This is a genomic window from Streptomyces sp. PA03-5A (assembly GCF_033792725.1).
Classification (GTDB): Bacteria; Actinomycetota; Actinomycetes; order Streptomycetales; family Streptomycetaceae; genus Actinacidiphila.
On sequence record NZ_JARAVL010000040.1, the window covers coordinates 43976 to 56470 of the forward strand.

Sequence of the window (12495 nt, forward strand, 5' to 3'; positions counted from 1 at the left end):
GGTTGGCGGACGCCTTGGAACGGCGGGGCGACTTTGTGCGACCCTAGCCCCGTGAACGCCGTCGACGATTCGCCGCCGCAGTCCCAGCAGTACATCCTCACCCTGTCGTGCCCCGACAAGGCGGGGATCGTGCACGCCGTGTCGAGCTACCTCTTCATGACCGGGTGCAACATCGAGGACAGCCAGCAGTTCGGCGACCACGACACGGGGCTGTTCTTCATGCGGGTGCACTTCTCCGCGGGCCACCCGGTCACCGCCGACAAGCTGCGGGCCAGCTTTGCGGCCGTCGCCGACGCCTACGCCATGGACTGGCAGATCACGCCCTCCGCCGAGCGGATGCGCATCATCCTCATGGTCAGCAAGTTCGGGCACTGCCTGAACGACCTGCTCTTCCGCACCAGCATCGGAGCGCTGCCGGTGGAGATCGCCGCCGTGGTCTCCAACCACACCGACTTCGCGGAGCTGGCGGGCTCCTACGACGTCCCCTTCCACCACATCCCGGTGACGAAGGAGAACAAGGCCGAGGCCGAGGCGGAGCTGCTCTCCCTGGTGGAGAAGGAGAACGTCCAACTGGTCGTCCTCGCCCGCTACATGCAGGTCCTGTCCGACCACCTCTGCAAGGAGCTGGCCGGCCGCATCATCAACATCCACCACTCCTTCCTGCCCAGCTTCAAGGGCGCCCGGCCCTACCACCAGGCCCACGCCCGCGGGGTGAAGCTGATCGGCGCGACGGCGCACTACGTCACCGCCGACCTCGACGAGGGCCCGATCATCGAGCAGGAGGTCGAGCGGGTGGGCCACGGGGTCAACCCGGAGCAGCTGGTCGCCATCGGCCGCGACGTGGAGTGCCAGGCCCTGGCACGCGCCGTGAAGTGGCACAGCGAGCACCGCGTCCTGCTCAACGGCCGCCGCACCGTCGTCTTCGCCTGACACCCCGCCGGCGGCCCCCGGAGCAGGCCGGGGCGCCGGCCCGGACGGGCCTCAGGCCTGGCAGACGGGCACGCCGGCGACGTCCGCCAGGAAGGTCTCGACCGCCGCGTACCAGGCTTCGGGCTGGTCCCAGGGGACGAGGTGCCCGGCGTCGGGGATCTCCGCGTACGAGCCCCGGGGCAGCACGCGCACCATCTCCTGGGCCTCTGCGCGGCCCAGCTCGCCGTCCCAGCCCCGCACGACGAGGGCGGGGCAGGACACCTGGGCCAGCTCGTCCCAGTGGGCGTCGTGGATCCAGGACTCCCGGGAGCGCAGCATGTGGCGCCGTTCGAACACCGGGCGCCAGCCGTCGGCGTGCTCCTCCATCACCTCGGCGAAGAACTCCCCGCGGGCCGGGCGGGAACCCTCCAGCCACGGATCCTCCTCGCCGAACCACCGGCGCACCGCGTCGGGACCGGCGAAGGGCAGCGGCCAGGCTCTGAACCAGTCCTCCCAGCAGCGCTGGCTCGCCTCCCCGAGGGCCACCGCGCGCATGTCGCACAGCACCACGGCCCGCACCAGCGACGGGCGGCGCACGGCGAGCTGCCAGGCGGTGAGGGCGCCCATCGAGTGCCCCACGACGGTGACCGGGGCGAGCCCCAGCTGCTCGACGACGGCGGCGGCGTCGGCCACGTAGGCGTCACGCGTGTAGGGCCCCTCGGGCTTGGCGCTTCTTCCGTGGCCGCGCTGGTCCAGGGCCACCACTCGGTGGCGGGCGGCGAGCCGCCGGGCGGTGCCGGCCCACTGGGAGGCCCGTCCCATCAGGCCGTGCAGCAGCAGGACGGCGGGCCGCGGCGCCTCCTCGGGCTCGGAGGCCGGCCCCGCCCCGGGCCCGGAGGCGGGAGCGGACCCGTCGGCGTACTCCCACGTCGTGAGCGGGAGGCCGCCCGCTCCGGTGACTTCGACGCGCCTGGCCATGTGCCGCACCCCCTGGTACGTGACGTTCAGACCCCCCCACGCTATCGAAATCCTGTTCGATATGCGTCTTCACACGCGCAACACCGCTCTTTCGAGTGACAACGCTCAAGGATTGCCGGCGCGCGCCGAGGGGAGGACTTCAGCGGGACGCGGCCCGGCGGGGAAGACGGGCAGCGGGGAGCCACCCGGACAGCTCGGGGATCCGGGTGGGCTCCACGGGGGCCCAGGGGAGGGGAACGGGGGACGGGGGAGGTAGGGACTCCGGCGCATGGGGAGGCGCCGGGGTCCCTCGAACAACGGCCCCGGCACCGGTGGCGCCCACGACCCGGCCGGAATCCGGCCGGCGCGTGACGCGACTACCGCTTGGCGACGAACACGTGCGAGGCGGTCTCCGCGCTCAGCTCCGCGGCCTCGCCACCGCTGCCGACCAGCACACCGCCCGCCGACGGGGTCACCGACACCACCGCGCCCGGCTGCACGCCGGCCCGCCGCAGCGTGTACATCAGCTGCGCGTCCGTCTGGATGGGCTCGCCGATCCGCCGCACGACCACGCTCGCGCCGGCCACGCCCGTCTCCAGGTCGGTCAGGCTGACCATGCCCTCGTCCAGGAACGGGTCCGCGCCGTCCTTCTCGCCCAGCTCCTCCAGGCCCGGGATCGGGTTGCCGTACGGCGACTCCGTCGGGTGCCGCAGCAGCTCGAGGACGCGGCGCTCGACCGCCTCGCTCATCACGTGCTCCCAGCGGCACGCCTCGGCGTGCACGTGCTCCCACTCCAGGCCGATGACGTCGACCAGCAGGCACTCGGCCAGCCGGTGCTTGCGCATCACGCGCGTCGCGATCCGCCGGCCCTCGGAGGTCAGCTCCAGATGCCGGTCGCCCGCGACGTGCACCAGTCCGTCCCGCTCCATGCGCGCGACGGTCTGACTGACCGTCGGTCCGCTCTGGTCGAGCCGTTCGGCGATTCGGGCGCGCATGGGGACGACACCCTCCTCCTCCAGCTCAAGGATGGTGCGGAGATACATCTCCGTCGTGTCGATCAGTCCGGACATGCGCGCCCCTCGGTGGCTCGTACGTGGCCCTGGACTCAATTCTGACGCATACGACCGACAACCGGTGCCCCGTGGTTGACAGGCGGACGCCGCGGCACCACGGTTCTCGGCATGACCGATCTGGCCGCCACATATTTCGATGCCGCCATCGCACTGCTGAGGCGCGTGAGGGACGAGGAGTCCGCGGGGATCGAGGCGGCCGCGGCCGCGCTCGCGGACACCGTGGCGGCCGGGGGACGGGTGTTCGCCTACGGCGCCGGGCACTCCTCGCTCCCCGCGCAGGACGTCGTCTACCGCGCGGGCGGCCTCGCCCTGGTGAACCTGCTCGCCGTGCCCGGCGCGGTCGGCGTGGACGTCGTCCCGGCCACGCTCGGCAGCGCGCTCGAACAGGTCGGCGGCCTGGCCCGGGTCGTGCTGCGCAGCTCTCCCGCGCGGGCGGGCGACCTCCTGGTGGTCATCTCCCTGTCCGGCCGCAACCCGCTCCCCGTGGAGATGGCGCAGGAGGCCAAGGCCCTCGGGATGAAGGTGATCGGCGTCACATCGGTGGCGTACGCCAAGGAGACGCACTCACGGCACGCGAGCGGCACCTTCCTGAAGGACCACTGCGACGTCGTGATCGACAGCAAGATCGCGCCGGGCGACGCGGAGCTGTCCGTGCCGGGGATCCCGGCGCCGTTCGGTCCGGCCTCCACCGTGGTGACCAGCGCGCTGATGCAGGCCGTCGTGGCCACGGCCGCTGCGGACCTGGCCGGGCGCGGCGTCACGCCGCCCATGCTCCGCTCGGGCAACGTCGACGGGGGCCACGAGTGGAACGCGAAGGTCTTCGAGGAGTACGCGGACCGGATCTTCTACCGCCACTGAGCCCACGGTCAGGCCCGCGGCGGAAGGTCGAGCGGCGGCAGGTCGAGGGAGGCCGCCACCCGCAGCGCGACGTCCTCGGCGAAGGTGGCGTCCGCCCGGTCGAAGGGACGGCGGCCCGTGCCGCGCAGGAAGGTGAGCACGCCGAGCGTGCGGCCGCGGCTGCGGAGCACGGCGCACAGTCCGTGGACGGTGCCGTCGGGCCAGCGCCGGGCGGCGGCCCAGCCGGCGACCTGGGCCCGTGAGGCCGGCTCGGCGGCCGCGGCCCCGAAGCCGGCGCGCACGGAGCCGGTACGGGCGACCGCCTGCAGGGCCGGGTGCCCCTCCCCGTACCGGACCGGGATGCCGCCGGACACCGGCAGGCAGGGCCCCGCGCCGCCGGAGGGCGTGGCGGCGACCCGGACGAGCCGGGCCCCGTCGGGCGCCAGCACGTCGAGCAGCGCGTGCTCGGCGAACCCGGCGAGGGCGAAGTCCACGTAAGCGGTCGCCGCCTCCATGGGGTCCTCGCACTCGGCAGCAGCCAGCGCGGCCCGGTGCAGCTGGTTGCTGCGGAAGCGCAGCCGCGCCGCCTCCTGCTCGGCCAGCTTGGCCTCGGTGACGTCGTGGAAGAGCCAGCCGACGCCGAGCGGCACCGGCTCCTCCCCCAGCGGCGAACCGAGCCGCACGAAGCCGCTGCGCCAGCAGCAGCGCGTGCCGCCCTCCTCCCGCAGGCCCACCCACAGCTCGCTGGCCGCGGGGGGCGCGCCCTCGGCGAGCACGTGCTGCAGGGCGCTCTCCAGCTCCTCCACGCCCTGGTCGAGGAAGTCCCCCAGCGGCCGCCCTAGCGGCGCGTCCCGGCTGGTGCGCAGCACGCGGGCGGCGTACGCGTTGACCACGACGGGGCGCAGGTCGGCGTCGACGAGGACGACCCCGGTCGAGGCGTCGTCGAAGAGCGCCTCGCTGAGGGCTATCGAGCGCTCCAGGTCGATCTGGGCGTGCACCTCGGAGAAGGCGCAGTAGACCCCGGCGGGGCGCCCGTCGGAGCCGTGCACGGCGGCGGCCTGGGTGCGCACCAGCACCCGGTGGCCGTCCTTGGTCAGCAGCGCGAACTCGTGGACCTGGCGGCCGTCCGCGGCCATGGCGCCCAGCAGCCGCTCGCGCACCTCCTCGGCGTCGGCGGTGCGCGCGGCCCAGCCGGCGAAACCGCGCCGGCCGACGGCCTCCTCGGCCGTCCAGCCCAGGATGCGGGCGGCCTCCGCGTTCCAGTGCGTGATCACTCCGTCGCGGTCCAGGGCACAGAGGCCGGCCTCCATGCCGTCGAGGAGCGCGGCGAGCAGTTGCGGCGTCGCATCGAATGACTGCACGTCTGGACATTCAACCCCTGTGTGACCGACGACACAGGAACTTCACGAAATTCGGTGGCCGCGGGGCCGTGGTCCACGGGGCGGAAAGAACCGCGAGAAAAACCGCTTGTCGTCCGCCGGAGCCTTTCCTAAGGTTGCGGACACACACGAAGGGAGGTGGTCCGGAGAATGAGTTCCCATCGGACGCGTGAGGTGGCTGCGGGCTGACGCCTGCGCTCCTCGCCTGCGCGCGATGTGCGTAGCGGGCCAAATCCATCGCAGTCACCCGACCCGCGGGCTCGTCGGATTCGTCCGGCCGATGCCCGGACGGCCCGCCGTCCGGGGAGCAGCCCGCGGGTCGCCTGCGTCTGCGGGCGGTGACCGGTCCCGCCCCCTCCCCCGGCGTCGCGCGGCCCTCAGGGCGACAGGCGCCGCACCGTCCAGCCGTCCTCCGCGGTGGTGTACACCAGCCGGTCGTGCAGCCGGTTCTCCCGTCCCTGCCAGAACTCCACGCTGCGCGCGACCACCCGGAAGCCTCCCCAGTCCGGCGGCACGGGCACGTCGCTGCCCTCGGGATAGCGGGCCGTCAGCTCCTCGTAGCGGTGCTCCAGCTCCTCCCGCGAGCCCACCACCGAGGACTGCTCGCTCGCCCAGGCCCCGATCCGCGAGCCGTGCGGACGGGTGCGGAAGTACGCCTCGGTCTCCTCGCGCGACACGCGCTCGACGGCGCCCGCCACGATGACCTGGCGCGCGATCGGGTGCCAGGGGAAGAGCAGCGAGGCGTGCGGCCGCTCGGTGAGCTCCCGGCCCTTCCTCGACCCGTAGTTGGTGAAGAAGACGAAGCCGCGGTGGTCGTAGCTCTTCAGCAGGACCGTGCGCGAGCTGGGCAGTCCGTCCGCCCCCGCGGTGGAGACCACCATGGCGTTGGGCTCGTCGACGCGGGCGTTGACGGCGTCGGCGAACCAGCGCGCGAACTGCGTGTACGGGTCGCCGGCCAGTTCGTCCTCGGTCAGTCCGTGGGCGCGGTACTGCTTGCGCATGGCGGCGGGGTCGTGGTGGCTGTGCTGCACCCGCACATCTTGCAGCACGGCGGCGGCACCGTGTGCCGGACGGTGCGCCGGAACCCGCGCGGGACCTGCGCCGGACCTGCGCCGGACCTGCGCCGGAACACCCGCCGGAACATGTGCCGGACCTCACGCTTCACGTCACCTGCGGGAGGGGACAGACTTACAGGCCGGGTATCTGTGCCCTCTCGACATCGGGGGATATCGTGCGGGGCACCCAGTGCCAACCCCCATGCACCACCCCTGCACCACCCCGCGTGCCACAAGCACCACCGGATCGTCGACCGCATCAAGAGGAGCCGCCTGATGTCCGACTTCGTACCCGGACTCGAGGGAGTCGTCGCCTTCGAGACGGAGATCGCCGAACCCGACAAGGAAGGCGGCGCCCTGCGCTACCGCGGAGTGGACATCGAGGACCTGGTGGGCCACGTCTCCTTCGGGAACGTGTGGGGCCTGCTGGTCGACGGTGCCTTCAACCCCGGCCTCCCGCCCGCCGAGCCCTTCCCGATCCCCGTCCATTCCGGTGACATCCGCGTGGACGTCCAGTCGGCGCTGGCCATGCTCGCGCCGGTGTGGGGTCTGAAGCCGCTGCTGGACATCGACGCCGAGCAGGCCCGCGAGGACCTGGCGCGCGCGGCCGTGATGGCGCTGTCGTACGTGGCGCAGTCGGCGCGCGGCCAGGGGCTGCCGATGGTGCCGCAGAGCGAGATCGACAAGGCGGAGACGGTCGTCGAGCGCTTCATGATCCGCTGGCGCGGCGAGCCGGACCCCAAGCACGTCAAGGCCGTGGACGCCTACTGGACCTCCGCCGCCGAGCACGGCATGAACGCGTCCACCTTCACCGCGCGCGTGATCGCCTCCACCGGTGCCGACGTGGCCGCCGCGCTGTCCGGCGCGGTGGGCGCCATGTCGGGCCCGCTGCACGGCGGCGCGCCCTCGCGCGTGCTGGGCATGATCGAGGAGATCGAGCGGACCGGCGACGCCGAGGCGTACGTCAAGCAGGCCCTGGACAAGGGCGAGCGTCTGATGGGCTTCGGCCACCGCGTCTACCGCGCCGAGGACCCGCGGGCGCGGGTGCTGCGCCGTACGGCCAGGGAGCTGGGCGCCCCCCGCTTCGAGATCGCGGAGGCGCTGGAGAAGGCGGCCCTGGAGGAGCTGCACTCCCGGCGCCCGGACCGCGTGCTGGCGACCAACGTGGAGTTCTGGGCGGCGATCATCCTGGACTTCGCCGAGGTCCCGGCCCACATGTTCACGTCGATGTTCAGCTGCGCCCGCACCGCCGGCTGGTCCGCGCACATCCTGGAGCAGAAGCGCACCGGCCGCCTGGTGCGCCCCTCGGCCCGCTACGTCGGCCCGGGCTCCCGGGACCCGCGCGAGGTCGAGGGCTACGCGGACATCGCACGCTAGTCCGGTGCGGTGCACCCTGGGGGGATGAGGCTGTTCGTGGCCGTCGTGCCCCCCAGGTCCGCCCTCGCCGAACTGGGGGGCGCCGTCGACGCGCTCCGCGCCCTGCCGGGCGCGGACGGGCTGCGCTGGACGGAGCGTGGCGGATGGCACGTGACGCTGGCGTTCCTCGGCGAGGTGGACGAGGCCCTGCTGCCCGGTCTGGTCGAACGTCTGGACCGGGCGGCGCGGCGCCATCCGCGCTGCCGGATCGCGCTGACCGGCGGCGGCCGCTTCGGCGACCGCACGCTCTGGGCCGGACTGGATGGGGACGACCTGGGACGCACCGCGGCCGCGGCGCAGGCGGCCGCCCGGCGGGCGGGCGTCCACCACGAGGACGAGCACGGCCGCTTCCACGCCCACCTGACGCTGGCCCGGCAGCGCGCCGGGCGCACCAGGGTGGGCCTGAGGCCCTTCACGGACGCCCTCGCGCAGTTCGCGGGGACCCCGTGGACGGCGGCGGCGATCTCCCTGGTGCGGAGCCATCCGCCCACACCCGGGGTGCCGGGGGCGCAACCCCGCTACGAGACGGTGCGGACCTGCCCGCTGGGGCACTGAGGCCGCCCCGTTAACCTCGACGTGTGGACCCGAAGACCCGTACCCGAGTAATGACCGCCGCCCTCGCCCTGCTGGTGGTCGTGGTGATCGTCGGCACCGTCGTGCGCGGCTAGACGACCGGAGGGGAGGGGCCGGCCCGTCTCGGCCGGCTCGTCTCAGGCGCCGGCGTAGACCCTCTCGACGAATTCCGCCACCTGTTCGTCGGTGAGGTGGCGGGCCAGGTCGGCCTCGGTGATGATGCCGATCAGCTTCTTGTCCTCGACCACCGGGAGCCGCTTGATGCGGTGCGACTCCATCTCGGTCAGGACGTCGGAGACGTCGGCGTCCGCGTCGATCCAGCGGGGCGTGCCCTCGCACAGGTCGCCGCAGGTCACCTTGGAGGGGTCGCGCCCCGCGGCGATGCACTTGGTGACGATGTCCCGGTCGGTGATGATGCCGCACATCCGGTCGTTCACGTCGTGGACCGGCAGCGCGCCGACGTTGAGCTCGCGCATGAGCTGCGCCGCCCGGTCGAGAGTCTCGGTCGCCGGTATCGCACGGGCGCCGGGATGCATGATCTCTTTGGCTGTGGTCATACCCTCATCGTGCGCCCGACCGGGTGAATCTGCGACCGGGCGCACGACGGGGCGGACCACCGCGGGCGCCTACCAGGCGAAGGCCTCCGGGGACGGGCCCGGGCCCGGGAAGATCTCGTCCAGCTCGGCGAGCAGCTCCGCGGGCAGCTCCAGTTCGACCGCGCGCAGCGCGGAGTCCAGCTGCTCGCGGGTACGCGGGCCGACGATCGGGCCGGTGATCCCGGGGCGGCCCAGCAGCCAGGCCAGGGCGACGTCACCGGGCTGCAGGCCGGCCTTGTCGACGGTGTCCTCGTACGCCTGGACCTGCTCGCGCTGGGCGCTGTCCTTCAGCGAGTCGGCGCTGCGGCCGGAGGTGGAGGGGAGCCGCCGCCCTCGCGCTCCTTGCGCAGCGCGCCGCCCAGCAGGCCGCCGTGGAGCGGCGACCAGGGGATGACGCCCAGGCCGTACTCCTGCGCGGCCGGGATGACCTCCATCTCCGCGCGGCGCTCGGCGAGGTTGTACAGGCACTGCTCGCTGACCAGGCCGAGCGAATGGCGCCGCGCGGCGGCCTCGTTGGCCTTGGCGATGCCCCAGCCGGGGAAGTTGGACGACCCGGCGTAGAGCACCTTGCCCTGCTGCACCAGGACGTCGATCGCCTGCCAGATCTCCTCCCACGGCGTCGCGCGGTCGATGTGGTGGAACTGGTAGACGTCGATGTGGTCCGTGCCCAGGCGCTTCAGGCTCGCCTCGGCGGCACGCCGGATGTTGAGCGCGGAGAGCTTGTCGTCGTTCGGCCAGGGGGTGCCGTCGGTGCCCATGTTGCCGTAGACCTTGGTCGCCAGGACGGTCCTGTCGCGGCGGCCGCCGCCCTTGGCGAACCAGCTGCCGATGATCTCCTCGGTGCGGCCCTTGTTCTCGCCCCAGCCGTAGACGTTGGCCGTGTCGAAGAAGTTGACGCCCGCGTCGTGCGCGGCGTCCATGATCGCGTGGCTGTCGGCCTCGTCCGTCTGCGGGCCGAAGTTCATCGTTCCCAGTACGAGTCGGCTGACCTTGAGTCCGGTGCGTCCGAGCTGTGTGTACTCCATGGGGACCAGCCAAGCTCTTGGAGTGCGCTCGAATCAAGCGGAGTTGAGGGGGTGTCGGTACGGCGCCCCCAGGCCCCACGCCTGGTGCGCGGCGTCGGCGAACGCGGCTGCCAGCCGGTGCTCCCCGGAGGCGTTGGGGTGGGTGCCGTCGTAGGTGTCCCGGGCGATGTCGTAGCCGGCCGGGCGGGAGGCCAGCAGCAGCGGCGAGGCCGCGGTGCCCAGGTCGGCGACGGTCTTGGCCAGGCGGGTGTTGAACTCCTCGCACTGTGCGCCGAATCCGGGGTCCTGGTCGCAGCGCGAGTTGGGTATGACGGGCAGCAGCACCGCGGCGACACGGGGGTTGGCCGCCCGCGCCCGCCCGACGAACAGCCGCACGTTGGCCTCGGTCTGCTCGGGGTTGGTGTAGAAGCCAAGGTCGATCAGCCCCAGCGAGACCAGCAGCACGTCGGGACGGTGCTCCCGCACGGCGCCCTCGATGAGCGGCGCCATGTGCAGCCACCCCTCGCCCCAGCCGGCCAGGTGGCGGCGCGCGGAGACGGGGAAGGCGGGGTCGGCGTAGCGCTGCGAGACGGCCGCGTCGGCACCGGGGTCGTGCAGCGCGGTCCGCGGGCCGACGATCTCGAAGTCCTCGCCCTCCGTCCCCAGCGACCGCAGGTGCTGCCACATGCGGTAGCGCCAGGTGTGCTCCCCCGCGCTGCCGATCGTCATGGAGTCGCCGACGAACATCCACGCCGTGCGGCGTCCGGGCGTGCGGCGGGGCCCGTCGCCGGGGCCGGGGGGTGCGCTGGACATGGAGGGGATCTTAGGGCCCGCGGGCTCCCCGGCAGGGCCCTGACCTCGGGTCCGGCGGTGTTAGCACCGTCACTGCCGCGGGGCCGGGAAGGCCGGGCGGTCACGGTGATTGGCCCAGCGAAGAAGCCCTCGAATGGCCCTGCTGGGCGGGCCGTTCCGCTCATACGGTGACGGGCATGACGCACTCGGTGGACTTCTACTTCGACCCCATCTGCCCCTTCGCCTGGATCACCTCCCGCTGGATCCTGGAGGTGGAGCGGGAACGCGAACTGCGCCTGCGCTTCCGGGTGATGAGCCTGTCCGTGCTCAACGAGGGCCGCGAGGGCCTGCCCGAGCGCTACGAGCGGCTGCTGAGCACCGGCTGGGGCCCGGTACGGGTGTGCGTCGCCGCCGCACGGCACCACGGGGAGCACGTGCTGCGCGAGCTGTACACGGCGCTCGGCACCCGGCTGCACGTGCAGGCCCGCCCGGCCTCCGACGAGGTGCTGCGCGAGGCGCTGGCGGAGGCGGGCCTGCCGCCGGAGCTGGCGCAGGCCGCGGGCGGCACCGCGTACGACGAGGAGCTGCGCAGGAGCCACCACGAGGGCATGGACCCGGTCGGGGAGGAGGTCGGGACGCCCACCCTGCACATCGACGGGGCCGCCTTCTTCGGCCCCGTCCTCACCTCGATCCCGCGCGGCGAGGAGGCGGCGCGGCTGTTCGACGGGGTCCGGGCGCTGGCCGGCCACCCCACCTTCTTCGAACTGAAGCGCAGCCGCACCGGCGGCCTCGACTTCGCCTGAGCCGTCCACCTGGCAGGCTTGGCGCATGCGCCCACTGCTCGCCGCGGCCGCGGCCTCCGTCCTCGTCATGGGTCCCCTCGTCGGCAGCGCGGCCGCCGACGACGGGGAGTCCGTGGCCTTCACGATGTCGGACCCGCGGATCACCGAGTCGAGCGGCCTGGTCGCCAGCCGCCTCCACAAGGGCGTCTACTGGACGCACAACGACAGCGACGACGGCCCGTACGTCTACGCCGTCGACTCCGCGACCGGCAAGACGGTCGCCACCGTCACCCTGCGCGGCGTGGGCAGCCCGCGCGACGTCGAGGCGATCTCGATGGGCCCGGACGGCGCCCTGTACGTCGGCGACATCGGCGACAACCTCGGCGGCTCCTGGCCGCACGTGTGGATCTACCGCTTCCCGGAGCCGGAACGGCTGACGGACCGGACGGTGACGGCCACGCAGTACACCGTCCAGTACGACGGCGGCCCGCGCAACGCCGAGGCGATGATGGTCGACCCCACGACCGGGCGGGTGTACATCGCGAGCAAGAACGAGGACGGCGGCGCCCTCTACGAGGGCCCGGCGAAGCTCTCCGCGAGCGGCACCAACGTCTTCCGGCGCATCGCGGCCATCCCGCTGTGGATCACCGACGGCGCCTTCTCCCCGGACGGCAGCCGGCTGGTGCTGCGCGGCTACCTCGGCGCCCTGATGTACCGCTGGTCCGACGGCACGGCGCGCCGGATCGACCAGATGCACGTGCCGCTGCAGCGGCAGGGCGAGTCCGTCGCCTTCACCCCGGACGGCCGGGCCCTGATGTACGGCAGCGAGGGCGCGGACAGCGAGGTCTGGCGCGTACCGCTGAACGGGGACGACCTGCCCGACGCGGCCCGCCGTGCCGCCTCCTCCTCCCCCGGGCCGTCGGGGAGTTCCTCGGCGGACGCCGCCGGTTCCGGCGCCGACGAGGCGGTCTCGACACGGCAGTTCGCACTGGGCGCCGTCACCCTGGCCGCGGTCGCCGCGTTGCTGGTGGGGGTGCGCCGGTTGCTGCGCCGGGAGCGCTGAGACGCCCCGGGAACACCGGCGCGGCGGGGCGATCGCCCCGCCCGCCGGCGGTGGTGGCC

General features: G+C 73.3%; 12 protein-coding genes and 1 pseudogene. 6 read left to right on the forward strand and 7 right to left on the reverse strand.

The window, feature by feature from the left end:
• Positions 1-51 precede the first annotated feature (51 nt).
• Positions 52-930, forward strand: coding sequence for a formyltetrahydrofolate deformylase (purU, locus tag PV410_RS36325; RefSeq protein WP_499512450.1), 879 nt, complete (start codon positions 52-54; stop codon positions 928-930).
• Positions 931-981: 51 nt separating this feature from the next.
• Here the strand turns inward: purU and PV410_RS36330 are convergent, their stop codons facing one another.
• Positions 982-1887 carry an alpha/beta fold hydrolase gene (locus PV410_RS36330; RefSeq protein WP_500330323.1) on the reverse strand — a complete coding sequence of 302 codons (906 nt, stop codon included), beginning with the start codon at positions 1885-1887 and terminating at the stop codon, positions 982-984.
• Between the two features lie 356 nt (positions 1888-2243).
• Positions 2244-2936, reverse strand: a complete 693-nt coding sequence (locus tag PV410_RS36335) for an iron-dependent transcriptional repressor DtxR (protein WP_500330325.1) — start codon at positions 2934-2936, stop codon at positions 2244-2246.
• Between the two features lie 111 nt (positions 2937-3047).
• Here PV410_RS36335 and PV410_RS36340 point away from each other — a divergent pair, with 111 nt between their 5' ends.
• On the forward strand, positions 3048-3797 hold the full coding sequence (locus PV410_RS36340; RefSeq protein WP_500330327.1) for an SIS domain-containing protein: 750 nt from the start codon (positions 3048-3050) through the stop codon (positions 3795-3797).
• A gap of 8 nt (positions 3798-3805) precedes the next feature.
• Here PV410_RS36340 and PV410_RS36345 read toward each other — a convergent pair whose 3' ends face one another.
• Together PV410_RS36345 and pdxH are read right to left on the reverse strand one after the other, a co-directional pair.
• On the reverse strand, positions 3806-5137 hold the full coding sequence (locus PV410_RS36345) for a PAS domain-containing protein (protein ID WP_500330328.1): 1332 nt from the start codon (positions 5135-5137) through the stop codon (positions 3806-3808).
• Between the two features lie 395 nt (positions 5138-5532).
• Positions 5533-6156 carry a pyridoxamine 5'-phosphate oxidase gene (gene pdxH / locus PV410_RS36350; protein WP_500330373.1) on the reverse strand — a complete coding sequence of 208 codons (624 nt, stop codon included), beginning with the start codon at positions 6154-6156 and terminating at the stop codon, positions 5533-5535.
• A 330-nt stretch (positions 6157-6486) separates the two neighbouring features.
• Here pdxH and PV410_RS36355 point away from each other — a divergent pair, with 330 nt between their 5' ends.
• Positions 6487-7587: a citrate synthase 2 gene (locus PV410_RS36355; RefSeq protein WP_500330329.1), complete on the forward strand. Its 1101-nt coding sequence runs from the start codon at positions 6487-6489 to the stop codon at positions 7585-7587.
• A 24-nt stretch (positions 7588-7611) separates the two neighbouring features.
• The gene (gene thpR, locus PV410_RS36360; protein WP_500330331.1) at positions 7612-8181 is read left to right on the forward strand and encodes an RNA 2',3'-cyclic phosphodiesterase; all 570 of its coding nucleotides are present in this window, start codon (positions 7612-7614) and stop codon (positions 8179-8181) included.
• Between the two features lie 155 nt (positions 8182-8336).
• Here thpR and PV410_RS36365 read toward each other — a convergent pair whose 3' ends face one another.
• From PV410_RS36365 to PV410_RS36375, 3 genes and pseudogenes are all read right to left on the reverse strand, one after another.
• On the reverse strand, positions 8337-8756 hold the full coding sequence (locus PV410_RS36365) for a CBS domain-containing protein (protein WP_326575072.1): 420 nt from the start codon (positions 8754-8756) through the stop codon (positions 8337-8339).
• Positions 8757-8825: 69 nt separating this feature from the next.
• A pseudogene (locus PV410_RS36370) lies at positions 8826-9820 on the reverse strand (aldo/keto reductase).
• Positions 9821-9853: 33 nt separating this feature from the next.
• Entirely contained in the window at positions 9854-10546 is a 693-nt protein-coding gene (locus tag PV410_RS36375) for a GDSL-type esterase/lipase family protein (RefSeq protein ID WP_500330374.1), read from the reverse strand.
• Positions 10547-10788: 242 nt separating this feature from the next.
• On the opposite strand from PV410_RS36375, the gene PV410_RS36380 reads away from it, so the two are divergent.
• Positions 10789-11394 carry a mycothiol-dependent nitroreductase Rv2466c family protein gene (locus PV410_RS36380; RefSeq protein WP_500330332.1) on the forward strand — a complete coding sequence of 202 codons (606 nt, stop codon included), beginning with the start codon at positions 10789-10791 and terminating at the stop codon, positions 11392-11394.
• A gap of 25 nt (positions 11395-11419) precedes the next feature.
• Positions 11420-12436 (forward strand): TolB family protein, encoded by a 1017-nt coding sequence (locus PV410_RS36385; protein WP_500330334.1) that lies wholly within the window; start codon positions 11420-11422, stop codon positions 12434-12436.
• Positions 12437-12495 lie beyond the last annotated feature (59 nt).

Coding starts and splice junctions, on each gene's coding strand:
- PV410_RS36330 (WP_500330323.1), bottom strand. CDS start 1,887: ATGGCCAGGCGCGTCGAAGTCACCGGAGCGGGCGGCCTCCCGCTCACG.
- PV410_RS36335 (WP_500330325.1), bottom strand. CDS start 2,936: ATGTCCGGACTGATCGACACGACGGAGATGTATCTCCGCACCATCCTT.
- PV410_RS36340 (WP_500330327.1), top strand. CDS start 3,048: ATGACCGATCTGGCCGCCACATATTTCGATGCCGCCATCGCACTGCTG.
- pdxH (WP_500330373.1), bottom strand. CDS start 6,156: ATGCGCAAGCAGTACCGCGCCCACGGACTGACCGAGGACGAACTGGCC.
- PV410_RS36355 (WP_500330329.1), top strand. CDS start 6,487: ATGTCCGACTTCGTACCCGGACTCGAGGGAGTCGTCGCCTTCGAGACG.
- thpR (WP_500330331.1), top strand. CDS start 7,612: ATGAGGCTGTTCGTGGCCGTCGTGCCCCCCAGGTCCGCCCTCGCCGAA.
- PV410_RS36365 (WP_326575072.1), bottom strand. CDS start 8,756: ATGACCACAGCCAAAGAGATCATGCATCCCGGCGCCCGTGCGATACCG.
- PV410_RS36375 (WP_500330374.1), bottom strand. CDS start 10,546: ATGTTCGTCGGCGACTCCATGACGATCGGCAGCGCGGGGGAGCACACC.
- PV410_RS36380 (WP_500330332.1), top strand. CDS start 10,789: ATGACGCACTCGGTGGACTTCTACTTCGACCCCATCTGCCCCTTCGCC.
- PV410_RS36385 (WP_500330334.1), top strand. CDS start 11,420: ATGCGCCCACTGCTCGCCGCGGCCGCGGCCTCCGTCCTCGTCATGGGT.